The organism is Thioalkalivibrio versutus, from assembly GCF_001020955.1.
Classification (GTDB): domain Bacteria; phylum Pseudomonadota; class Gammaproteobacteria; order Ectothiorhodospirales; family Ectothiorhodospiraceae; genus Thioalkalivibrio; species Thioalkalivibrio versutus.
The window spans coordinates 357,572-381,952 of record NZ_CP011367.1 but is presented as its reverse complement, the minus strand read 5'-3'; the positions used below and the strand labels follow the sequence as shown (position 1 = coordinate 381,952).

General features: G+C 65.6%; 16 protein-coding genes and 1 tRNA gene. 13 read left to right on the top strand and 4 right to left on the bottom strand.

Features of this window, described 5'->3' with window-relative positions; all coding sequences use genetic code 11:
• Positions 1-216: a 30S ribosomal protein S21 gene (rpsU, locus tag TVD_RS01775; protein ID WP_018144550.1), complete on the bottom strand. Its 216-nt coding sequence runs from the start codon at positions 214-216 to the stop codon at positions 1-3.
• A gap of 180 nt (positions 217-396) precedes the next feature.
• Here rpsU and aroB point away from each other — a divergent pair, with 180 nt between their 5' ends.
• The 7 genes from aroB (at position 397) to TVD_RS01740 (ending at position 13,706) form a co-directional block, all read left to right on the top strand.
• A complete protein-coding gene (gene aroB / locus TVD_RS01770) occupies positions 397-1,506 on the top strand; it encodes a 3-dehydroquinate synthase (RefSeq protein ID WP_047250663.1) in 1,110 nt (369 codons plus the stop codon).
• 4 nt (positions 1,507-1,510) lie between these two features.
• Positions 1,511-2,680, top strand: a complete 1,170-nt coding sequence (locus TVD_RS01765; RefSeq protein WP_047250662.1) for a deoxyguanosinetriphosphate triphosphohydrolase — start codon at positions 1,511-1,513, stop codon at positions 2,678-2,680.
• Between the two features lie 11 nt (positions 2,681-2,691).
• Entirely contained in the window at positions 2,692-4,572 is a 1,881-nt protein-coding gene (locus tag TVD_RS01760) for an SPOR domain-containing protein (RefSeq protein WP_047250661.1), read from the top strand.
• A 191-nt stretch (positions 4,573-4,763) separates the two neighbouring features.
• Complete coding sequence (gltB, locus tag TVD_RS01755) at positions 4,764-9,227, top strand: glutamate synthase large subunit (protein WP_047250660.1); 4,464 nt, start codon at positions 4,764-4,766, stop codon at positions 9,225-9,227.
• A gap of 391 nt (positions 9,228-9,618) precedes the next feature.
• Positions 9,619-11,400 carry a DNA primase gene (dnaG, locus tag TVD_RS01750; RefSeq protein ID WP_047250659.1) on the top strand — a complete coding sequence of 594 codons (1,782 nt, stop codon included), beginning with the start codon at positions 9,619-9,621 and terminating at the stop codon, positions 11,398-11,400.
• Between the two features lie 215 nt (positions 11,401-11,615).
• Positions 11,616-13,526, top strand: coding sequence for an RNA polymerase sigma factor RpoD (rpoD, locus tag TVD_RS01745; RefSeq protein ID WP_018144555.1), 1,911 nt, complete (start codon positions 11,616-11,618; stop codon positions 13,524-13,526).
• Positions 13,527-13,629: 103 nt separating this feature from the next.
• A tRNA-Ile gene (locus tag TVD_RS01740) sits at positions 13,630-13,706 on the top strand.
• 117 nt (positions 13,707-13,823) lie between these two features.
• Here the strand turns inward: TVD_RS01740 and TVD_RS01735 are convergent.
• A complete protein-coding gene (locus TVD_RS01735) occupies positions 13,824-14,996 on the bottom strand; it encodes an endonuclease/exonuclease/phosphatase family protein (RefSeq protein ID WP_047250658.1) in 1,173 nt (390 codons plus the stop codon).
• Between the two features lie 248 nt (positions 14,997-15,244).
• Between TVD_RS01735 and TVD_RS13900 the strand changes: the two genes are divergently transcribed.
• The gene (locus tag TVD_RS13900) at positions 15,245-15,418 is read left to right on the top strand and encodes a YqaE/Pmp3 family membrane protein (RefSeq protein WP_047250657.1); all 174 of its coding nucleotides are present in this window, start codon (positions 15,245-15,247) and stop codon (positions 15,416-15,418) included.
• A 31-nt stretch (positions 15,419-15,449) separates the two neighbouring features.
• Positions 15,450-15,935: a DUF4112 domain-containing protein gene (locus tag TVD_RS01725; RefSeq protein ID WP_047250656.1), complete on the top strand. Its 486-nt coding sequence runs from the start codon at positions 15,450-15,452 to the stop codon at positions 15,933-15,935.
• Between the two features lie 69 nt (positions 15,936-16,004).
• Here the strand turns inward: TVD_RS01725 and TVD_RS14505 are convergent, their stop codons facing one another.
• A complete protein-coding gene (locus TVD_RS14505) occupies positions 16,005-16,397 on the bottom strand; it encodes a hypothetical protein (protein WP_156167486.1) in 393 nt (130 codons plus the stop codon).
• A 390-nt stretch (positions 16,398-16,787) separates the two neighbouring features.
• The gene (locus TVD_RS01715) at positions 16,788-17,216 is read right to left on the bottom strand and encodes a hypothetical protein (protein ID WP_047250654.1); all 429 of its coding nucleotides are present in this window, start codon (positions 17,214-17,216) and stop codon (positions 16,788-16,790) included.
• Positions 17,217-18,102: 886 nt separating this feature from the next.
• Between TVD_RS01715 and TVD_RS01710 the strand changes: the two genes are divergently transcribed.
• From TVD_RS01710 to gspE, 4 genes are all read left to right on the top strand, one after another.
• Positions 18,103-19,458 carry a VWA domain-containing protein gene (locus TVD_RS01710; protein WP_047250653.1) on the top strand — a complete coding sequence of 452 codons (1,356 nt, stop codon included), beginning with the start codon at positions 18,103-18,105 and terminating at the stop codon, positions 19,456-19,458.
• Positions 19,459-20,022: 564 nt separating this feature from the next.
• A complete protein-coding gene (gspC, locus tag TVD_RS01700) occupies positions 20,023-20,907 on the top strand; it encodes a type II secretion system protein GspC (RefSeq protein WP_047250651.1) in 885 nt (294 codons plus the stop codon).
• Entirely contained in the window at positions 20,904-22,823 is a 1,920-nt protein-coding gene (gene gspD / locus TVD_RS01695) for a type II secretion system secretin GspD (protein WP_047250650.1), read from the top strand. The genes gspC and gspD overlap by 4 nt, the downstream gene beginning before the upstream one ends.
• The gene (gene gspE / locus TVD_RS01690; protein WP_047250649.1) at positions 22,824-24,380 is read left to right on the top strand and encodes a type II secretion system ATPase GspE; all 1,557 of its coding nucleotides are present in this window, start codon (positions 22,824-22,826) and stop codon (positions 24,378-24,380) included. It begins immediately after the preceding gene.
• Position 24,381 lies beyond the last annotated feature (1 nt).

Sequence of the window (24,381 nt, the reverse complement as noted above, 5' to 3'; positions counted from 1 at the left end):
TCAGTACAAACGCACCCGACGAGTCATGTCGCGGGAATTCTTCTTCAGCTGACGCTTCACCGCGGCAGCGGCCTTGCGCTTGCGCTCGGTGGTCGGCTTCTCGTAGTACTCACGGCGGCGGACTTCCGCGACCACGCCGGCTTTCTCGCAGGTGCGCTTGAAACGGCGCAGGGCGACCTCGAAGGGCTCGTTCTCACGAATTCGTACGTGCGGCATACAATCTCCGAAACGGATGCAGGATCATCTCGATCAAAAATAACAAAACCGGCCGCCAAACACTCCGGGCGACCATGCAGAACTCCCTATGGTAATCCAACCGGCGCCAATTGCAAAAGTCCGTGAAGCGATCCGCACCATGCGGAATGCCCGGCTTACGCCGCCGTCGGCCCGCACGCTATGATGACGGGCATGGAAAGTCTCAACGTAGAACTGGGCGAACGCGGCTACCCGATCCACATCGGGCCGGGCATGCTGGGCGAACCGGAGCGGCTCCGGCCGGCGCTGCACGGCCGGCGCGTCGCCGTGGTGACCAACACCACGGTCGGGCCGCTGTATGGCGACGCCCTGCGCCGGAACCTCGCCGCCTGCGACATCAGCAGCGACCCGCTATGGATCGAACTGCCCGACGGCGAACAGCACAAGACCCTCGCGACGGTAGAGACCATCCTATCCCGGCTGCTGGAGGCGCGCCTGGATCGCGGCAGCCGCATCGTCGCCCTGGGCGGCGGGGTGGTCGGTGATATCGCCGGGTTTGCCGCCGCGATCTACCAGCGCGGTATCGACTTCGTTCAGGTCCCAACCACCCTGCTCGCCCAGGTCGACTCCTCGGTTGGCGGCAAGACCGGTGTCAATCACCCGCTGGGCAAGAACATGATCGGCGCCTTTCATCAACCCCGCGCCGTCGTCATCGACACCGACACGCTGAAGACCCTGCCCCAGCGCGAGCTCCAGGCGGGCCTGGCCGAGGTGATCAAGTACGGCCTGATCCGCGACGCCGAATTCTTCGCCTGGCTGGAGGAACACATCGAAGCCCTGCGCGCACTGGAACCCGAACCGCTGGCCTACGCCATCCGTCGCTCCTGCGCCTGCAAGGCCGAGATCGTCGCCGCCGACGAGCGCGAGGGCGGCATTCGCGCCCTGCTCAACCTGGGCCACACCTTCGGCCACGCGATCGAGGCCGGCATGGGCTACGGCGCCTGGCTGCACGGCGAGGCCGTGGGCACCGGGATGGCCATGGCCGCACGCATGTCCGAACGCATGGGCTGGCTGGATACCGCTGGTCGCGAACGCGCCGAGGCCCTGATCCAGCGCGCCGGCCTGGCCCTGGAACCGCCGGGGGCGGTGACCCCGGACCGCTTCCGCGAGCTGATGGCGATCGACAAGAAGGTGGCCAGCGGCCGCCTGCGCCTGGTACTGCTGCGCGGCATTGGCGAAGCCGTCCTCACCGACGCGTTCGAGCAGGACGCCCTGGACGACACCCTGCACGAGCATGCCCGTGTCGCCTGAAACCATGGCCACCCCCAGCGCGGCCGCACCGGGCCTGGCGCCCTACGCCTGCGACCCCGCACGTTCGCGCGGCCGCGCCCAGGCCGAGGCCGCGCCGCGTCACCGCAGCGATTTCCAGCGCGACCGCGATCGCATCGTGCATTCCAGCGCCTTTCGCCGGCTGGAGTACAAGACCCAGGTCTTCATCAGCCACGAGGGCGATCTGTTCCGCAACCGCCTGACCCATTCGCTGGAGGTCGCGCAGATCGGGCGCTCCATCGCGCGCGCCCTGCAACTGAACGAGGACCTGACCGAGGCCGTCGCGCTGGCGCACGATCTCGGCCACACCCCCTTCGGGCATGCCGGACAGCACGCGCTGAATGCCTGCATGCGCGAGCACGGCGGCTTCGAGCACAATCTGCAGTCGCTGCGCATCGTCGACCTGCTGGAGCGCCACTACGCCGACTTCGACGGCCTCAACCTCACCTACGAGACCCGCGAGGGCATCCTCAAGCACTGCGCACCCGAGAAGGCCCGCCAGCTGGGCGAGATCGGGGTGCGCTTCCTGCAGAAGGAACAGCCGAGCCTCGAGGCTCAGCTCGCGAACGTCGCCGACGAGATCGCCTACAACAATCACGACGTCGATGACGGCCTGCGCTCCGGGCTGCTCACCATGGACCGCCTCGCCGAGGTCACCCTGTTCCGCGACTGCCGCGAGACGGTCCAGGCCCGGTACCCGAACCTGGACCCGCGTCGCATCCAGCACGAGACCGTCCGGCGCATGATCGACGCCCTGGTCGGCGACCTGATCGAGACCAGCCAGTACGCGATCGACCACCAGCGCCCGCAAACCCCCGACGACGTACGCCGCGCCGGCGAGGCACTGATCCGCTTCAGCCCGCAGATGGCGGAACAGGCGCGCGAGCTCAAGGGCTTCCTGCGCGAGAACCTCTACCATCACCACCAGGTCCACGGGGTAATGCACAAGGCCCGCCAGCTGATCCACGATCTGTTTGCCGCGTTCGAGTCGGAGCCACGCCTGATGCCCGAGCACTACCAGCGGCATGCCGACGAGATGGCCACCCACGACGCGCACGGGCCGCAACGCGCCATCGCCGACTACATCGCCGGCATGACCGACCGCCACGCCATCCGTGAACACCACCGCCTGTTCGACCTGGGCACGCTGACCTGAAAAGGAATTCGATGGCGCTTTCCGAACAATGCCTGGAACACCTCGGCCTGCACGCGCCGCCGTTTGACGACGCGCCCGACGAGACCTTCATCTACAGCGACCCGCTGCTGGATGGCCTGCTCGAGTCCGCGCGGGCTGCCCTGAACGGCCCCGGCGCAGTCGTGCTGATGACCGGCGAGAACGGTTCCGGCCGCAGCCTCCAGCTGATGCGACTGCTGGCGATGCTGCCCGACCCGTTCGAGCTGATCGCCTTCCGTGCGCGCATCAACACCCAGTTCGAGTCGGTGGACAACACCATCCGCAATTACCTGCGCTCGCAGAACGCGGACGATCCCGACCGCCCACTGACCGAACTCCTCGGCGACCGCGTCGCCGAAGGCGTCGACCCGGTTATCGCGATGGATGACGCGCACCTGGTCGGCACCGACATCGTCAACAACCTGATGCGCATGCGCAGCGAGATCCTTGCCAGGCAGGGCCGCGCCCCGCGCATCATCCTGGTCGGTTCCAGTGGGCTACTGCGCCGCCGCCTTTACCTGCCCGACCCCTCCGACGAGGACCAGGTCACTCGCGTCAGCCTGCGCGCGTTCAACCTGGAGCAGACCGCGGCCTACCTGCGCCACCGCCTGCAGGCCGCGGGCCTGGCCGACCCCGATCGCCTGCTGGATGCAGACGCCATCCATCACCTGCAGACCACCAGTCAGGGCCTGCCCGGCAATCTCAACCGCGAAGCCAACAGCTTCCTCGAACGCCAGTGCCGCAGCGAGCGCCGGACCGGCGCCGCAGCCACAGCCGCCGGCAGCACTGCCCCGGGGGTGGCCGCGGGCGAGGCGGCCGAGACAGACACCGACATCGAACCGCAAGACGGGGAGCCCGCGCTCACCCCCTCCACCCGCGAGGCCGAGCCGGCGAGCGAAACGCCCCCGGAGACGACCATCCGCGCCAGCCGCGACCCGGACGACGACCGCTTCACCCCGGCGGCCGAGGCTCTTGCCGCGTCCACTCCGCGACCCGACCCGCCCCGCGAGACAGCCCCCGAGGCGCCGCCGGGCGAACCGGGCGGCATCGACGCCGATCACCGCATCCCGGAGCCGCCGGCGGCGGAGAACGTCGCCTTCTGGAACCAGCGCTGGTTCGTCCCGGCGGTAGCCATCACCGTGGCCCTGGGCATCGCCGCCCCGGTCGCCTGGCAACTGCTGGAGACGGAATCCGCGCCGACCGATAGCGAGATCATCGAACTACCCCTGCCCGAGCCGCGCATCACCGAGGCCGAGCCGGAACCCGCGCCCGAGGGGCCGGCAGCCACCACCGACGACGAGGTCGTCGTGGCCGACCCACTGGACCTGCCCCCTCCGGCCGAAGCCGAACCGACCGAGCGGGAGACCGCCACCCAGGACCCGGCCGCGGACGAGCCCGAACCCGAGACGGCGGCGGAACCCACGGAGACGGCGCCCGCATCCGAACCGCCGGCCGAGCCAGAAAGCACTCCGGAACCGGAGCCTGAACCGGCACCCGAACCCACGCCCACGCCCGAGCCCACGCCCGAGCCGGAACCCGCCACCGAAGAGCCGGCCGCAGAGGATGCCGACGCCGAGCGCCTGCGCAACGACCGCGCCTGGCTGAACGACCAGGACGGAGGCGCCACGACCATCCAGCTGCTGGCCGCGCCGAACATGGGGGCCGCACGGGCCTATGCCGATCAGCACGACCTGGGCGGGATCCGCTATATCCCAACGCGCGTCAACAACCGCGAATTCGTGGTCATCCTGGCCGGGGTCTTCCCCGACCGGGCCGCCGCCCAGCGCGCCGCGGAGGACCTGCCCGCCGCCGTGCACCGCGACGAACCCTGGATCCGCTCCATCGGCTCGGTCCAGAACGCCGTGCGCGACTGATCCCCGCGCTGCTTGGTCACCACGACTTAACCTGCGTCGATGTCGTGTCTTCTTGACCGGCCCCGGTTTGCCGGGAGAATGACGGTTCGGCTATATTCCTGCGCCTTTTTCCGTGTTCTTTTTCCAGGGACGGCCCTGACCAACGTACCGCGCCCGCGTACGGCCCCGCGCGCTGCGACCGGAGTTGACCAATGCGACAGAACCAACTGAACGGCACCCTCTACCGCCCCGAATTCGAGCGCGACAACTGCGGCTTCGGCCTCATTGCGCACATGGACGGCGTAGCCAGCCACTGGGTGGTCGACACCGCGATCAAGGCCCTGGAACGCATGACCCACCGCGGCGCGATCGCCGCCGACGGCAAGACCGGCGACGGCTGCGGGCTCCTGATGAAGACCCCCGAGGCCTTCCTGCGCACCCTCGCCTCCGAGTCGAAGATTGAACTGGCCGAGCGCTTCGCCGCCGGCATCGTGTTCATCAACCCGGCCAAGATCGCCGAAACCCGCGCCGCCGTGGAGAGCGCCATCGAGCGCGGCCCGCTCCGGCTTGCCGGCTGGCGCGAGGTGCCGGTCAACCCGGAAGACGCCTGCGGCGCCGAGGCAATGAAGACCCAGCCGCACATCCTGCAGGTGTTTATCAATGCCCCGGCGGACATGGACGCGGCCGACTTCGAGCGCGCACTGTTCGTGGTGCGCCGCCGCGCCGAGATCGCGATGGGCGACGACCCGGTGTTCTACGTGCCCAGCCTGTCGGCGCACGTGCTCTCCTACAAGGGTCTGGTGATGCCGGCCAACCTGCCGGTGTTCTACCCGGACCTGAAGCGCCCGGAACTGGAGACGGCAATCTGCGTGTTCCACCAACGCTTCTCCACCAACACCTTCCCGCAGTGGGGCCTGGCGCAGCCGTTCCGCTTCCTCGCCCACAACGGCGAGATCAACACCGTGCAGGGCAACCGCAACTGGGCGGTCGCGCGCCAGCACAAGTTCGCCACCGAGAAACTGCCGGAGCTGGCCGAGCTGGAGCCGCTGGTCAACCTCGAAGGCTCCGACTCGCAGAGCCTGGACAACATGCTGGAAGTGCTGCTGGCCGGCGGCATGGACCTGTTCCGCGCGATGCGCCTGCTGGTCCCGCCGGCGTGGCAGAACGTCGCGCACATGGACTCGGACCTGCGCGCGTTTTACGAATACAACTCCATGCACATGGAGCCCTGGGATGGTCCGGCCGGCATCGTGCTGACCGACGGCCGCTACGCCGCCTGCACCCTGGACCGCAACGGCCTGCGCCCGGCGCGCTACGTGATTACCAAGGACCGCCACATCACCCTGGCCTCGGAGATCGGCGTGTATGACTACGCCCCCGAGGACGTAGTCGCCAAGGGGCGCCTGAAGCCCGGCCAGATGCTGGCCGTGGATACCGAGTCCGGCGAGCTGCTGCAGCCCGAGGACGTCGACCGTATCAACCGCACCCGCCAGCCCTACCGCCAGTGGCTGCGCGCGCACGTGAAGCACCTGAAGAGCCAGCTGGACGACAACCAGCTGTTCTCCGGCGAGCCGATGCCGCCCGAGCGCCTGGAGACCTACGAGAAGCTGTTCGACGTGACCTTCGAGGAACGCGACCAGATCCTGCGCGTGCTGGCCGAGGCCGGGCAGGAGGCCGTGGGCTCCATGGGCGACGACACCCCGTTCGCAGTACTCTCCAGCCACACCCGTTCGCTGTTCGACTACTTCCGCCAGCAGTTCGCCCAGGTGACCAACCCGGCGATCGATCCGCTGCGCGAAAGCATCGTGATGTCGCTGGAGACCTGCTTCGGCCGCGAACAGAACCTGTTCGAGGAGACCCCGGACCACGCCCACCGCCTGGTGTCCGACTCCCCCGTGCTGTCCGAGGCCAAGTTCCGCGAGTTGTGCAACCAGACCGAGGACGCCTTCCGCGTCGAGCGCATGGACCTCAACTACGACGTCCATTCCGGCTCGCTGGAGGACGCCGTGAAGGCCCTGACCGAGCACGCGGTCGAGGCCGTGCGCGACGGTGCCGTGGTGCTGGTCCTGTCGGATCGCGGCATCGACCCGGAACGCCGCCCGATCCCGGCCGCGCTGGCCGTGGGCGCGGTTCACCATGCCCTGATCGGCGCCAAGCTGCGCACCGACGCCAACATCGTCGCCGAAACCGCCACCGTGCGCGACCCGCACCACTTTGCGGTGCTGCTGGGCTACGGCGCCACCGCGATCTATCCGTACCTGGCCTACTCCGCGCTGCACGGCATGTGCCAGTCCGGCGAGATCCCGAACGCGGACCCGCTGACCCTGGCGCAGAACTATCGCCGCGGCATCAACAAGGGCCTGTTCAAGATCCTGTCCAAGATGGGCATCTCCACCATTGCCAGCTACCGCGGCGCGCAGCTGTTCGAGATCGTCGGCCTGTCCGACGAAATCGTGGAGACCTGCTTCAAGGGCACCACCAGCCGCATCCAGGGCACCCGCTTCGCCGACATTCAGGCGGATCTGGAGACGCTGTCGAAGCGTGCCTGGAACCCGCGCAAGAGCGCCGGCCAGGGCGGTCTGCTGAAATACGTCCACGGGGGCGAGTACCACGCCTACAACCCGGACGTGATCCAGACCCTGCACCGCGCGGTGCAGTCCGGCGACTACGGGATCTACAAGGAATACGCGGACCTGGTGAACGAACGCCCGGTGACCGTGCTGCGCGACCTGCTCAAGGTGCGCGACGACATCGAGCCGATCGAGCTTGACGCGGTCGAGCCCGAGGCCGATATCCTGCCGCGCTTCGATTCCGCCGGCATGAGCCTGGGCGCGCTGTCGCCCGAGGCCCACGAGGCCCTGGCCACCGCGATGAACCGCCTCGGTGGACGCTCCAACTCCGGCGAGGGCGGCGAGGCCGTCTCCCGCTACGGCACCGAGCGCATGTCCAAGATCAAGCAGGTGGCCTCCGGCCGCTTCGGCGTGACCCCGCACTACCTGGTCAACGCCGAAGTCCTGCAGATCAAGGTCGCCCAGGGCGCCAAGCCCGGCGAGGGTGGCCAGCTGCCGGGGCACAAGGTCAACAAGATGATCGCGGAGCTGCGCTTCTCGAATGCCGGCGTGGCCCTGATCTCGCCGCCGCCGCACCACGACATCTACTCCATCGAGGACCTAGCGCAGCTGATCTTCGACCTCAAGCAGGTCAACCCGGATGCGCTGGTCTCGGTGAAGCTGGTCTCCGAGGCCGGGGTCGGCACCATCGCCGCCGGCGTGGCCAAGGCCTACGCCGACTTGATCACGATCTCTGGCTATGACGGCGGCACTGGCGCCAGCCCGCTAACCTCGGTGAAGTACGCCGGCACCCCGTGGGAGCTGGGCCTGTCCGAGACCCACGCGACCCTGCGCGGCAACGACCTGCGGGACAAGGTACGCCTGCAGACCGACGGTGGCCTGAAGACCGGCCTGGACGTCATCAAGGCGGCCATCCTGGGCGCCGAGAGCTTCGGCTTCGGCACCGGCCCGATGGTCGCGCTGGGCTGCAAGTACCTGCGCATCTGCCACCTGAACAACTGCGCAACGGGTGTGGCCACGCAGGACAAGGTGCTGCGCATGAACCACTTCATCGGGCTGCCCGAGATGGTCATGCACTACTTCCAGTTCGTCGCCCGCGAGACCCGCGAATGGATGGCGAAGCTGGGCGTGCGCAGCTTGACCGACCTGATCGGCCGTACCGATCTGCTGGAGGTCCTGCCGGGCGAAACCCCGAAGCAGCAGCACCTGGACCTGAACGGCCTGCTGGCCAGCGGCGACCTGGCCGACAAGCCGCGTTTCTGCAAGGCGCCGAAGAACGAACCGTTCGACAAGGGCGAGCTGGCCGAGAAGATGGTCGCGGAGATGCTCGAGGCCATCGAGAGCAAGGCGGGTGGCGAATACCACTTCGACGTGGCCAACACCGACCGCTCGATCGGCGCGCGGCTGTCCGGAGAGATCGCCAAGCGTCACGGCAATCAGGGCATGGCAGACGCCGCGATCACCGTGCGCATGAAGGGCACGGCCGGGCAGAGCTTCGGCGTGTGGAACGCCGGCGGTCTGCACCTGTACCTGGAAGGCGATGCCAATGACTACGTCGGCAAGGGCATGACCGGCGGCAAGCTGGTGATCCGGCCGCCGGAGGGCTCCAGCTTCGCCAGCCACGACACCACCATCATGGGCAACACCTGCCTGTATGGGGCGACCGGCGGCAAGCTGTTCGCGGCCGGCCAGTGTGGTGAGCGCTTCGGCGTGCGCAACTCCGGCGCGATCGCCGTGGTGGAAGGCATCGGCGACCACGGCTGCGAGTACATGACCGGCGGCGTGATGGTGGTGCTGGGCAATACCGGCATCAACTTCGGCGCGGGCATGACCGGCGGCTTCGCGTTCGTGCTGGACCGGGAGAACGACTTCCCGGACCGCATCAACAACGAGCTAATCGACCTGCACCGCCTCGACACCGAGGAGATGGAGGCGCACCGGAACTACCTGGAGGAACTCGTCACGGAATTCGTGCACGAGACCGACAGCGCCTGGGGCCGTGAAATCCTGGAGCGCTTCGACGACTACCAGGGCTCGTTCTGGCTGGTGAAGCCCAAGGCCTCGGAACTCCGGGGCCTGCTGGCCAACCTGCGCCAGGCCGCCTGACCCGCCATCCGGCAGCACTACGATTCGGGCCCCTCACGGGGCCCGTTTTGTTTGCGCGCGTAAAAGTCCGTCATTACAGGACCCAACAGGGACCGTGGCAAAGGAGCAGCGCGTAATATCCAGTCCCGCGTCCCGCACCGGAATCGGGGGCCATAGATAACGATTGCTTCGTCGCCTCCGGCTCCTCGCAATGACGCGAGAGCGAAACACCGTCATCGCGAGGAGCGAAGCGACGTGGCGATCTCCACGGGCAACCCCGGCGTCCGCCTTGGAAACCGCCGGGTCTTGCCCCGTCGGCCAAGGCGTGCCGCAATGACGTGTTGCGGCCCGACGCTGGGCTATCATGCGAACCCAACCACCGGCACGACTCCGAGGAACACGCAGCGACCCCATGGCAGGCCTCATTCCCCAGGCGTTCATCGACGATCTGCTCGAACGCAGTGACATCGTCGAGATCATTCAGCGCCGCGTCAGCCTGAAGAAGGCCGGGCGCGAGTTCGCGGCCTGCTGCCCGTTCCACGGCGAGAAGACGCCATCGTTCTACGTCTCCCCGCAAAAGCAGTTCTATCACTGCTTCGGCTGCGGGGCGCACGGCACGGCCATCAGCTTCCTGATGGAGTACGAGAACCTGAGCTTTCCCGAGGCGATCGAGCAGCTGGCCGAACAAGCCGGGCTCGAGGTTCCGCGCGAGGCCGGGGACGATGACCGCCGCGAGGCCCATGCCCCGCTGTATGACGCGCTGGACGCGGCCGCCGAATGGTACGTGCAGCAACTGCGCCAGACGCCGAAGGCGGTCGATTACCTGAAGAACCGCGGCATCGACGGCGCCACCGCGCGCAACTACCAGATCGGGTGGGCCCCGCCCGCGGGGCTGATCGAGGCACTCAAGCCACGTTTCACTCCGCAGCAACTGGTCGATGCCGGCCTGGCCGCGCGGCGCGACGACGGCGGTATCCGCGAGCGCTTCCGCTCCCGCATCATGTTCCCGATCCGCGACCGGCGCGGGCGCATCACCGGCTTCGGCGGGCGCCTGATCGAGGACGGCGAACCGAAATACCTGAACAGTCCGGAGAGCGAGGTTTTCCACAAGGGCCAGGTCATCTACGGCCTGTTCGAGGCGCGCAAGGCCGGCACCCGGCTGGACGACATCGTGGTGGTCGAGGGCTACATGGACGTGGTCGGCCTGGCCCGCGCCGGGTTCCACCGCGCGGTGGCCTGCATGGGTACCGCACTCACCCGTGCCCACCTGGACAGCCTGTTCCGTCAGGTCTCGCGCATCACATTGTGCTTCGATGGCGATGCCGCCGGCCGCCGCGCCGCCTGGCGCTCCCTGGGCGAGGCGCTGCCCGCGATCCAGGGCCTGCGCGAGGTGCGCGTGCTGTTCCTGCCGGAGGGCGACGACCCGGACAGCCTGGTCCTGCGCGACGGCCTGGCCGGCTGGGAGGAGCGCCTCGCCGGCGCCCTGCCCTTGTCCGAGACCCTGATGCGCCTGCAACGCGAGGAGCACCCCACCGACACCGCCGAAGGCCGCACCCGCTTCGCCCACGCGGCGATGAAGCTGGTCGCCACCGCCCGCGATCCGCTGTTTCGTGACCAGCTGGTCGAACGCATCGGACAGGAGACGGGGCTCAGCCAGGAGCGACTGGAACAGGTCCTGTCGGAACAGCCTCCCCAGCCTGCCCGCAACCCTGAACCGAGCCCGGGTCACGAGCTCCCCGACACCCCCGGCGGCCGTGCGCCCGCGCGCGGCGAGAGCGCCCCGGCCTTGTGGGGTGCCCTGCTCGCCCGCGTCCTGCAACACCCCGAACTGGACTGGTCACAGCCCGAGTTCCGCCAGGTCGTCGAGCTGCCCGGAGCGGCCGCCGAGACCCTGCGTAATGTCCTCGCGGCCCTGGACCAGAGCCCTGGACGCCACACGGCCGGCCTGCTGGAGCGCTTTCGCGACCAGCGCCACTTTCAGCGACTCATGGCCCTGGCCCACCAGGAGCTCAACGACGGCGAGCCAGCGGTCACCCGCCAGACGGCGCTGGACTGCGCCCGCCAGCTCCTGCGTCAGCACTATCGATTGCGAATTCGTGAACTGACTCGCCCCGGTTCCGAACTCGGAACGGAACAACGCGCCGAGCTCGCCCGTCTTACCCAGCAGTTGCAGCGGTTCGACCTGCCCAAATAGCGCGCCGGGGCTTGAAGCGCCCGGATTCGCCCTCAACATAGCGGTCAAGGAGGTCGCCCCAGAGCCGGGTCGCGACCCAGCCTTGACCCGAGAATCCATCAGGCCACCGGCAATATAAGAATCTTCTGCTACAATGTAGGATTGATTTTTCTGCGTCCCACTTTCCTTGAGCCGTCTTGCCACGGCTCAAACAAGCACCTCGGAGTACGACCGCAATGAATCGTGAAGAGCAGCAATCCCAGCTCAAGGAACTGATTGCCAAGGGCAAGGAGCAGGGATACCTCACGTATACCGAGGTAAACGACCACCTGCCCGACTCGATCATCGACTCCGACCAAGTCGAGGACATCATTGCGATGATCAACGACATGGGCATCGCGGTGCATGAGCAGGCCCCGGACGCCGACAGCCTTCTGTTGTCCGACGGTTCGGTCTCTGCCGACGACGACGCCGAGGACGCCGTGGCGGCGCTCGCCTCCGCCGACAGCGACTTCGGCCGCACCACCGACCCCGTGCGCATGTACATGCGCGAGATGGGCACGGTCGAGCTGTTGACCCGCGAAGGCGAGATCCGCATCGCCAAGCGCATCGAAGAGGGCCTGATGCAGGTCCTGTTCGCGCTCGCCCACCATCCGGGCGCGATCGAACGGCTGATCCGTGAATACGACCGGATCGTCGAGAACAATGGCCGCCTGACCGACCTGGTGGTCTCCTTCATCGACCCGAATGATCACGCCAACGGTGAGGCCGTGGCCCGTGGCCTGGTGACGCCGGAACAGGCCCAGAAGGCCCAGGACGAGCAGAAGGCGGCTGCGGCGGCCGCCGCCGAGCAGCAGGCCAGCGCCGAACTGGATGCCATCGTCGACGAGGTGGAAGACGCCGAGGAAGACGAAGAAGCCGCCGAGCCGGTGGACACCGGCCCGGATCCGGAAGAGGCGCGCGAGCGCTTCGAAAAGCTGCGCAAGCTGCACGCCAAGGCGCACAAGGCCTTCGAGAAGGGCAACCGCGAGGCCTACGCTGTAGCGCGCGAGGCCACCGCCAAGTATTTCATGGAGTTCAAGCTGATCCCGCGCATGGTCGACCAGCTGACCACCCAGCTGCACGGCAGCATCGACCACGTCCGCCGCCACGAGCGCCGCATCATGGCGCTCGCCGTCGAGCAGGCCCAGATGCCGCGCAAGGCCTTCATCGACAGCTTCCCCAAGAACGAGACCAATCTCGACTGGATCAAGGAAGCCTGCAAGGCCAAGGGCAAGTACACCAACGCCCTGGCCCAGCACGAAGAAGAGATCGTGCGCCTGCAGAAGAAGCTGGCCGAGATCGAGCGCGAGGCCAGCCTGAACATCGCCGAGATCAAGGAGATCAACCGCCGCATGTCCATCGGCGAGGCCAAGGCCCGCCGCGCGAAGAAGGAGATGGTCGAGGCCAACCTGCGCCTGGTGATCTCCATCGCCAAGAAGTACACCAACCGCGGCCTGCAATTCCTCGACCTGATCCAGGAAGGCAACATCGGCCTGATGAAGGCCGTGGACAAGTTCGAATACCGCCGCGGCTACAAGTTCTCGACCTACGCCACCTGGTGGATTCGCCAGGCGATCACCCGCTCCATCGCGGACCAGGCGCGCACCATTCGCATCCCGGTGCACATGATCGAGACGATCAACAAGCTCAACCGCGTCTCCCGCCAGATGCTGCAGGAGATGGGCCGCGAGGCCACCCCGGAAGAGCTGGCCGAGCGCATGGAGATGCCCGAGGACAAGATCCGCAAGGTGCTCAAGATCTCCAAGGAGCCGATCTCCATGGAGACCCCGATCGGCGACGACGAAGACTCGCATCTGGGCGACTTCATCGAGGACGAGAAGGTCGCCTCGCCGTCCGACTCCGCCGCACAGGAGAGCCTCACCGAGGCCACCCGCGAGATCCTGTCCACGCTGACCCCGCGCGAGGCCAAGGTCCTGCGCATGCGCTTCGGCATCGACATGAACACCGACCACACCCTCGAGGAGGTCGGCAAGCAGTTCGACGTCACCCGCGAGCGTATCCGCCAGATCGAGGCCAAGGCCCTGCGCAAGCTGCGTCACCCGACCCGCGCCGAACTGCTGCGCACCTACACCGACGCCGAGTAACCGGCGTCCCGGCCCGGCGGCCGGAACCCGACCTAGCGATGCGGCGCCATCTTCCCCTTGCGGGTAGAATGGCGCCGCAGTCGTTTGTACGCTCCCCCCATACGGGCCTGTAGCTCAGTTGGTTAGAGCAGGGGACTCATAATCCCTTGGTCGTCGGTTCGAGTCCGACCGGGCCCACCATTAAAATCCGCTACTTACAAGTCAGTCGGTAGGATGCGATGAGCACAGCGAATCGCATCGGGCACCTTGGCGCACCATCTGCGGCAGGCTGCAGGCCAGGGTCTGCAACCCTGAAACCTACTCCTGCTTTCCAGACTCCACGGCCTCCTGTGCGTCGTCGATGATTGCTTCGGCCTCCTCCCCATCGCCCGCCTTTTCCATGGGCCCTTCCTGGGTGGCGCGGGCCGAGGGCTGGAGCGCAAGGGCCACGAGGACGGCGTGGTGGTCCGAGCCAAGGGGTGGAAGCACTTCCAGGCTGACGAGGCGGAAGTGATCCGACGTGAAGACGTGGTCGAGTGGGAAGCGAAGACTACGGCTTTGCGCGTGGTAGGTGTTGAACAGGCCGCGGCCCACACGCGGGTCGAGCAAGCCACTGATGCGCTGGAACAGGCGGGTGGTGTGCGACCATGCCACGTCGTTGAAGTCCCCGGCGACGATGAACGGTTCATCGCCCCCTTGCTTCACGCGTTCAGCGACCTCTTTGGCGACAATCAGCAGCTCCGCGTCGCGCTGGTCGCTGTCCTCCCGGTCCGTATCGGCCTCCCGCTTCAGGCCCGGCGGCTTGGGATGAAGGCCATACAGCGTCATGATCCCGCCGGCTGGCGCGCGGACACCCGTGTGAATGGAGGGAACCTCGTCATCCACCAGAAAGCGCACCCGCGGGTTAACCAATTCAAGTCTGGAATACAGCAGGATTCCGTAGTGGTTCTCCTGCAGCTGGAACACCGTGTGGGAATAATCGGATAGGCGCGGACTGAGTTGCTCCTCCCACCATTGCGTTGGCTCCACAAGCAGGATCAAATCCGGGTCGGTCTGCTCGATGCTCTCCAGCAGCTCATCGGTCTGACGATTGTCGTAGCGGACATTATGGATCAGCAAGCGGACGGTATCGGCTCGCTCCGCTCCCTTGGCGTTTTCAACCTGAACGTTGGCCAAGGGGGGGGTGTAAGGAAAGATACGGGAGCCCTGCCAACCCAGCACCACCGGGAGCGGGACCGGTACGACAGCGGCCATCGGGCGCCATCCCTTATCAGGACCGGAAGCCCCCGCCTCGGACTGCTTGCGGCGGCGATCCATCATGTACACGACGGCCCATGCCAGCAGCGCCGCCACCATCACGACGGTGATTTGCACTCGAGGAAAATCAAAGACCCGCACCCACCACGCGCTAGTACGCAAGACCGGCATCAACGTGAACACGCACAAGGCCAAGCCAATCAGAATCAGCGTGATCCGGAGCAACGCATTCATTTGTCATTTCTCACAAAGAACCGGGCATCGAGGGGTGTCGGACGGGCCCTACGCGCCCAGTCCCTTGCACGGCGACGGATCGGCCGACACCTCGAACAGCGGGCGAGGTGGAAGGGTGGCTCCGGGACCCGTTTCTCTTGGTACTGTAAACGTTTCTGCCTGATCCTTTTGTGTGCCTTCGCACAGACCCCTACAGCCCGTTTCTCCCAGAGTTGAGGGAGCATTCCACTCGGCACTAGAGAGCGATCATGGCATTTACAGCAACTGACCCCATCAAGATTATATTTGCCATTCTCTTGCCGCCACTGGGTGTGTTTCTGGAGGTGGGTCTCAAGGGACACTTCTGGCTGAATATCGTGCTAACGCTGCTGGGCTTTATCCCGGGCATCATTCACGCTCTTTACGTCATACTCAAACATTAAAGCGAAACGGGGAGCCCACCCTTCGTCAGCAATGAGCACCCGATCGGGAGATCCCAGAGAGTCAACCGCAAAGCAGCAAGCCTCGCTGCGACGTCTCGCACATATCCTCGACACCGCAATTCCTTTGCCGGGTGGTTATCGCATAGGCTTGGATGGACTGATCGGTCTGATCCCGGGAATCGGGGACTTGATCGGGGCGGTGTTCTCGTCCTACATCATCGGACAGGCCTACCAGTTGGGCGCTCCACGTATGGTGTTACTGCGTATGGGCGGAAACGTCGCCGTGGATACCATCGTCGGAGTGATCCCGATGTTTGGGGATCTGTTCGATTTCGCGTGGAAATCCAACCGCCGAAACGTCGCCCTGCTTGACCAATACCTCGCCAATCCCCGGAAGATCAAACGGCGTAGTACAGCGTTGATGATCGGACTGACGATCGGGTTGGTAGCCGTTGCGATCGCGATCGTCTATGCAGTGATCCACTTGTTGGTTTGGGTAGGGACCAGCCTTGCCTAGGTAAACGCGGATGGCCGGGAAGGCGCAAACGGGCTCGGTCCGCCTTCCCGGACCGTCCACCTGAGTGACTTACTTGGTCGGCTTCGAATGGTTCCGATTAACCTTCGGATCCTCTTCCTTCGCACGATCCTTGCCGGCCTTCTCGGCGCGCTCCATTTCTTCCTTGTCGCCTTTTCCCGCTTTCCGGGCCGCGTCGTCAACCTTGCCCGACTCAACAAAATCCTGCGTGTCTTCGTTGTAACGCTTCGCGGATTTTCGGTCGCCTTCGCCCTGCATTTTCGACTTGTCTGTCATGAAACACCTCCTGTCCGACTGGATTTTCGATGGAAGCCGCGTGCTTGTGGATCCCATTGCGCTGCCCTGGGCAAGACCGCATAAGGTCATCGCCATCGGCTCCGCAGTGTGTTCATCGCCGCACCTGCGGCGATCGCCGGGAAAGGCTCGTCGGGCGGCAATGCTCATGGTGGTGAACCCGGCCTTTGGCAGGCCCCGAGGCGCCGTTCCGTCTCGCTACGAACTACTTCCCCTGCGGTGGCCACTATCCGCATCCTGCCCACGCCTTTCTGTGCGGTGGATAACAGAAGGGCACGGCGCGCCAGGAGGCGGCCTCTGGGAGCGGCGCCGCAGGCCTGGCTTGACTGATCCCAAGTCCAGTGGAGTGGGCGTCCTCCCCGGGATATCCAGGGCGGAGATCCTTCGGTGACACCCCGTGGACGCCAATTGAGAGCATACGTCAGCCCCTGCTGCGGACGGCCTCAGCACCCTTGAAAATCCGAGAGGGCTGTTCAGACCTTGCCTTTTGCCTCTCTGGTGAAGGCGGGTCAACAGGCAAAGCCTGACCCCGACCTACGTTCAGGCGGCGTCGGCGGTGATGAGCCCGCGCTGGAGGTCGACGGTGATCCGCTGACCCTCGATGACCGTGGCGCAGGCCAGCAGGAAGATCTCCACGAACTCGTTTCGCTCCTCCTCCGGCATCTCCGAGGAGGCACTGGAGGCACTAAAGGTGCCGAACATGGTGTCGTGGGCGCCGGCCGAGTACAGGATCAGTCGCTGCATGGCGGTCTGGTCTTCCGGCGATGGTGCAGCAGTATCCAGGACCGGTTCGCCCATCTTCTGTTTGATGGTGGAATAGAGATGAAACAGGTATTCCGCCGCGCTTTCGCGGCCGCGCCGATCCTGCAGGGTGAAATTGGCGGAGACCGCCTGGCCACTGCGGGCGCGTAGCACGATGTGCTTCGACTCGGGCTGCTCGTCGGCGTACAGATTCAGGATGGTGGCCACGATGTCTCCAGAGCGGAATGGATGAGCCGGGGAGACTACGAGACCCCCTTTGAGATTGCCACGGCGGCCCCGTCAGTCGAGGGGTTATCCATGCGGGCGGATACGCGATTAGGGCCAAGTCGCCCTCCGGTCAATGATGCACCGGATCAGCCACGAAGTTCAGCCAGATCCAGGGGCCGTGCGGGCCCGGGTGCGCACAACACCCGACGGTCGAAACGCGCCCCAGGGCTCCACGCGTCTCCTGCTTCGCCATCCCGGAAACCGCGTAGCAGTTATCCGGAATCTCGGCGGCTGGGGTTGCCCCGACGGGGGGAGATCCCGGCTCTTCGCTTCGCTCCGGCCGGGATGACAGTGCAGGGGGTTGTATGCGTCGAGTTGGGCAGAATTGGGGCGGCCATGTTCGGTTGGTCTCGGGCTCAGACGGCCTCGGCAGGCAGGCCGGAACGATCTCGGTGATGAGTAGCTACTCGGGCTGCGGGAAAGGCAGATTCACGTGCAGGGGGGGGGGCGCCCATCGGGCCGCCGCGGAGGCACACAACAAGTGCCTGCCGAAGCGATATATCGCGCAAGTATCTGCTTAAACGGCATAGACCCCCGATTCACGGGACCCCGGCGCGTTAACGAGGGGGTAACGGGGTGCCTTCCACGGCGTTCATTCATCACTATTCTTGGGCAGAAGGGAGCCCTCCGGACGACAGGGGTTCTGGCACGGGCGGGTCGCCTATGTTCGGCACCGCACGGACCCAGTTCTCGTTGTTCCACTAGATTTTCTCCGTGATCAGGTTCCCGGCGGACAACCCCACTTGCCGCCTGACCGTTCCCGGCGCCCGCAACCCTTGCAGGGCACCGACCCGGTCACCCCGCCCATCGATGGAGAAACAAACCCATGACGCTTCAATACGGAAAGTCCCGACTCCTGGTACCAGCCCTGCTGGCGGCGTCAATCGGCCTGATTGGCTGCGGTGGTGGTGGCGATGGCGGGGGCGGGGGCGGCAACGCGCCTGCCACCGGGATCACAGTGGTGCCGGAGCGTTTCGACTTCGGGGTCATTACGGAAGGCAACCTGGACCAAGTACTCCCTCGGAAGTTCATTATCCGCAACGAGGGAACAACATCCTCCAACATTGGGTACATAATGTTGGATCAGTTTGAGGCCGACCAGTTTTCCCTGCTGGACCACTTGGGTGACAATAACGCCTGCGCACCAACCCCATTTTCCCTCGCCCCCGGTGAAAGCTGCACCGTTGAGGTCGAATTCAATCCAGATGAAATCGGCGAGTTCAAGACCGCTTTGTTCGTGCAGAACGATGCCCCCAACGTCGCCACGGTCGGGGGCACCCTGGCCAGGGTGGAAGGCACCTACGCAGAAGTGGATGAGATCCACGTCACCGTCAACCAGGTCCATGCCTGCGCCGTTAATGGCCCTCAAGCCTTTGTGTCCGTCACCGACCAAGAGAGATTCCCGATTCGGAACCTGCGCAAGGAGAATTTCATTCTTGAAGGGCTTGACCCAATATACGTCCGACAGGTCGGCGAGAATGACGCCTACATCCCGCTATCTCTAAGCATTGCGATGGACTACAGCGGCAGCATCACCGACTTCCCCGAAGTTGTAGACAACATGGAGGCGGGCGCGACGTTGCTGGTGAACGAGATGAAAGCCAACGATAACGCGGATATCATCAAGTACGCCGACGACGTCGAGTTCATGACGACCGAATTCACTTCCGAAAAGGACATACTGAAGGCCGCAATCGAAGCGTCACCCGGCCTCGACAGAGATACCGCGTTCTACGCCGCGACCGAGGAAGCCATCGAGCGATTCGGAACGGAAGGCGGCACCAACGACAGGAAGGCCGTCATCGCCTTGACCGACGGCGAAGATACTTTTGTTGACGATACGGAGGCTGCGCTGGGGGACGCTATTGATCAGGCGCTAGGGGTAGATATCCCTGTCTTCACCATCGGGTTTGGCCCATTCATTCAGGAAAGTGAACTAAAAAGACTCGCGGATGGCACGGGCGGCTTGTTCTACCAGCCGGCGAGCGATGCCAACCTCCAACAGGCCCTTCTGAAAGTAGCCCTCCTGCTCTTCGAATATCAATATGTGATCGACTTCAACCTCCCCGTTAGTTACGACAGAGATTCACTTGATGTCACGTTAACGCTTGAGGATTCCGAGCCCAGATTCAAGGATGTCGAACTCTACAGTGGGACCAAGGCCATCCCAGCTTGCCCGTAAAGGTCCTTGCGGCATTCCCCCCGAAGCCATTTTCGGCGGCGGTGGCGGTACTCCTTACGGAAGAAGCTGATGTCGTCGGTGATGTCCGCCAACCAGGCCGCGTTCGAACGTGATGGCTGGAGCTGCCGGTCCGGGTAGCTCCCCTCCACCGGCGGGACCTCATCCCGCTGGGTCGTCACGACGGACGTCCACTTCCAGACCAGGCGTAGCCTCTGTTCCTGGACGCGATGGCGGGTCCGATAGCACGGGCGACATCAACCACGTCGGCTCCACCAGGAGAAATCGGCTTGGTAATAGCGAGACACGACACCTTCGCGCCTCCGCGCGCGGGAAATCTCCGGAAAGCGTACGCCGCATGGCTCAGCACTCGACCCTGCTCGGCGAACGCGTCATGCTGAGCCACGCAGGATCGAGGAACCTGGGGCACCCAACGCGAGCGTGTCGATTAATCCGGGTTTCCCAGGGCACCGTTTTCCCTGGGGCCCCTTGCGAGGCTCGATCCGACTCGACCCAGCGAGACTCGCCGGGGCCAGACACGCAGACAACCCGCGAACGCCATTGACGATGCCACCTTCGCCCCGACTTTTACCGTTGCCCCTGCCCTGGATCCTCAGTGCCGGGCTACTGGCGGTAACGGCATGGCTGATCGCGGGTCTGGTCTGGTCGATCGCCGTTCCGGGGTATACATACCCCTCCGGCACCACGGTCCACGCGGAACGGGCACCCGCCAGTCGCCCCGACCCGTCTGCCGAAGCCGATGCCCCTCCGCGGTCCGGCTATACGCGAAGTGCCGCATTCTCCCCCTTCGGCACCTCTCGGGAAGCCGCCCCACAGGCCGTCGAGAACGCGCCGGAGACCCGCCTGAGTCTGGAGCTCCTCGGCGTTCTGGCGACCGGCCAGGGCAACGGCAGCGCGATCATTTCTGCAGGGGGGGCCAATGTCGAGCTCTACCATGTAGGCGACACCATCGGGAACCAGCTGGCGACGCTGCACCAGGTACGCGCGGACCGGGTCATCCTGGAGCGCGAAGGTCGACTGGAGACACTGCGACTCCCGCGGGGCGACGAACTGCGAGTCGATGGCAGCCGCTCCGATACCGATCAGCGACCATCGCAGGCCGCTGCCTCCCCGGCGCCGATCACGGCCAACATCAGTCGATCCCGCTGGCTCGACGACCCGCAGCGCGCCATGAATTCGCTGCGCGCCCAGCCCGTGCTGCGGGATGGTGCCCTGTTGGGGATTCGAGTCACCCCGACGCGCAACCAGCGCGAATTCGAACGCGCCGGTCTTCAGGAAGGCGACATCATCACCTCGGTCCAGGGGCAGCAGGTCCGCGACATCGAAGACCCCGAACAGATCCTCGCTGGACTCGGCGACTCCGACCGGGTGAACATCACCATAGAACGTGACGGGCAGACCCTGCCGCTGACCATCGAGTTAACCGAATGAGCCTTCGACTCCGCCTTGGCGCCCTCGCACTGTCCCTGATCTGCGCAGCGGGGGCCGTCGCAGCGGACGAGCTGACGCTCAATCTTCGCGACACCAACATCAGCAACCTGATCGATCTTGTGTCGGAGGAAACCGGGACCAATTTCATCGTGGACCCCCGGGTGCGCGGCAACATCACGGTCATTTCCAGCCGCCCCGTGCCCCGGGACGAGCTGATGGATCTGTTCCACGACATCCTCAAGATCCACGGATTCGCGGCCATTCCGGGCGAATCATCCACGCGCATCGTGCCCGACGCCCAGGCCAAGATGGATGCTCCCGCGATCCTCGATCTCGAGCCAGAAATGGACGCCGATGTGCGTGGCGGCAGCGTGGTCACCCATGTGATCGCGTTGCGGCATGTCGCCGCCGCCCAGCTCGTTCCGGTCCTTCGCCCGCTGATCCCGGCAGGGGGACATCTCGCCGCGGCCACCGAGCCCAATACGCTGCTGATCTCGGATACGCGCAGCAACGTGCATCGCATCCGCGCCCTCGTCGAACGCATGGACCTGCCATTCGCGGACGATTTCGAAGTCATCGAGCTCCGGCACGCCCGCGCCGGGGAACTCGCCGAGCAACTGCAGATCCTGGCACGGGAGGGCACGGGAGAGCTCGCCACACCCCAGGTCCTGGCGGATCGTCGCAGCAACGCCATCATCCTCTCCGGGCGCGAGGAGTCTCGCCTGCGCCTGCGCGGGCTCATTGCCCAGCTCGACCGAGAGATGGAAGAAGGGAACGCGCGCGTGCACTACCTGAAGTATGCGCGTGCCGAGGAGGTTGCCGAACTGCTGCGCAACATCGCCGAGAAAAGTCCGGATGTCGACCCCGACGCGCGGAGCGGAAGCGGGATCCATATCGAGGCACACGAGGCCACAAACGCCGTGGTGACCTTCGGCCCCTCCGACTTCATCCGCGACTTCGACATCATCGTCGAGCAGCTCGATATCCGACGCGCGCAAGTCCTGGTGGAAGCCGTCATCGCGGAAGTCTCGTCGGATCGCGTGCGGGATCTCGGCGTGCAGTGGGGCGCGATCGGGAACAGCGGGGTCGGGGTCCTCAACTTTTCCGGCCCTGGGTCACGCGGGATTCTCGAACTCGCCGCGGGCGTGGAAGGGTTCCTGGACGGGACTGTGTCCTCTCCCCCGGACATCGGGGACGGCCTGACCGCCGGGGGCGTGGGGTCGACCGGAAGCACACGGATCGCAGCCCTGGTCAACATGCTGCAACGCGACACCTCCAGCAACATCCTGTCCACCCCCAGTCTTCTGACGCTGGACAACGAGGAGGCCGAGATCGTGGTGGGCCAGAACGTGCCGTTCATCGTCGGGCGCTCGATCGAGGATTCGGGCCAGGCCTTCGACACGATTCGTCGCGAGGATGTCGGGGTGAAGCTCCGCGTGCGGCCTCAGATCAACCAGGGCAATGCCGTACGCCTGGAGATCGAACAGGAGGTCTCGCAGCTGGCGCCGGGTACTTCCGACGCCGCCGACCTCATTACCAATACCCGGACACTCAAGACCCACGTCCTGATCGATGACGGCGACATGCTGGTGCTCGGCGGGCTGATTCAAGAACAGCAAACCGACAGCGAGGCGCGCGTCCCCGGCCTGGGAAGCATCCCCGGGATTGGACGGCTCTTCCGGGCGGATCGCAACCAGACCGAGAAGCGAAACCTGATGGTGTTCCTGCATCCACGCATCGTCCGGGACAGCGCCCGTGGTGCCGAGCTGACCAGCGAGAAGTACAGCTTTATTCGCGGCGAGCAACTGCGCGAGCAGGCGCGCACCCAGCAGCGCGCCAGCCCGGTCCTGCCGGAATGGGAGCGCCTCACCCAGCTCCCGCCCAGCTTCGAAGATGTCCATGGCCATCGCGACTGAATGGCCGAGGGACCCCAGACCATGAGCGCGGGGGCGACCCGGGAACACGTGCCGGACGTCCCGAACACGCCCGGGACGCCGGTGGCGGGTACGTTCGCGGTGAGCTACACCTTCGCCCGCCGGGTCGGCGCCGTGCCCGGGGATCTGGTCGAGGGCCAACGCCAGATCTTCCTGCGCCACGACGCCGATCCGCAAGGGCTCCTGGAACTGCGCCGGCGCAGCCCCGAGCCGCTGAACCTGCAAACCGTCGATGACAAGACCTTCGAGCAGCGCCTGCGCGAGCGCTACGAATCCTCCAGCTCGCGGGCCATGCAATCGATGGAGGAACTCGATGGCAACCTCGACCTGTCGAGCGTGGCGGAATCCCTCGCCGAGCCGCAGGACCTCCTGGAGGCCGAAGACGATGCCCCGATTATCCGGCTCATCAATGCGCTGCTGACGGAGGCGGTACGGGAAAACGCGTCGGACATCCACATCGAGCCCTTCGAGAGCCGCCTGGCCGTCCGGCTGCGCGTGGATGGCGTCCTGCGCGAAATTCTGACCCCGCCCGCGGGGCTCGCTTCGATCATCGTCTCGCGCATCAAGGTGATGGCACGGCTGGACATCGCGGAGAAGCGTCTGCCGCAGGATGGACGCATCTCCCTCAGGGTCGCCGGTCGCGCGGTGGACGTGCGCGTCTCCACCCTGCCCTCGGGCCACGGAGAACGCGTGGTGATGCGACTGCTGGACAAGCAGGCCGGTCGCCTCGACCTCACCCACCTGGGCATGGATCCGGATACCCGTGACACCCTGGAACGGATTGTCACGCGGCCGCACGGGATCGTGCTGGTCACCGGCCCGACCGGGTCGGGCAAGACGACGACGTTGTACGCGGCGCTGACCCGGCTCAATGACCGCAGCCGCAATATCCTGACCGTCGAGGACCCGATCGAGTACTACCTCGACGGGATCGGACAGACCCAGATCAACAGCCGTATCGACATGACCTTTGCCCGCGGGCTGCGGGCCATCCTCCGCCAGGACCCGGATGTCGTGATGGTCGGCGAGATCCGCGATGTCGATACCGTCCAGATCGCGGTGCAGGCGAGCCTGACCGGTCACCTGGTGTTTTCCACCCTGCACACCAACTCCGCGATCGGGGCCATCACGCGCCTGCGCGATATGGGTGTGGAGCCCTTCCTGCTCTCCTCCACCCTGAACGGGATTCTCGCCCAGCGGCTGGTACGAGTCCTTTGCAAGGACTGCCGCGAACCCCACCCGGCATCGCCAAGGGAATGCGAGCTGCTGGGCGTCGCTTCAACGGAACCTCCCACCCTCTACCGTGCGAATGGCTGTCCGAGCTGCAACGACCTCGGCTATCGGGGCCGTACCGGTATCTATGAACTGGTGGAGGTGGACGAACGCCTGCGCACACTTATTCATGACAACGCCAGTGAACAGGCCATGGTCCGGGCCGCGCGCGAGAACAGCGTGAGTCTCCGTGCCGATGCCTGCCGGCGGGTTCTCGACGGCACGACCAGCCTTGAGGAAATGCTGCGCGTCACCGAGGCGGGTTAGG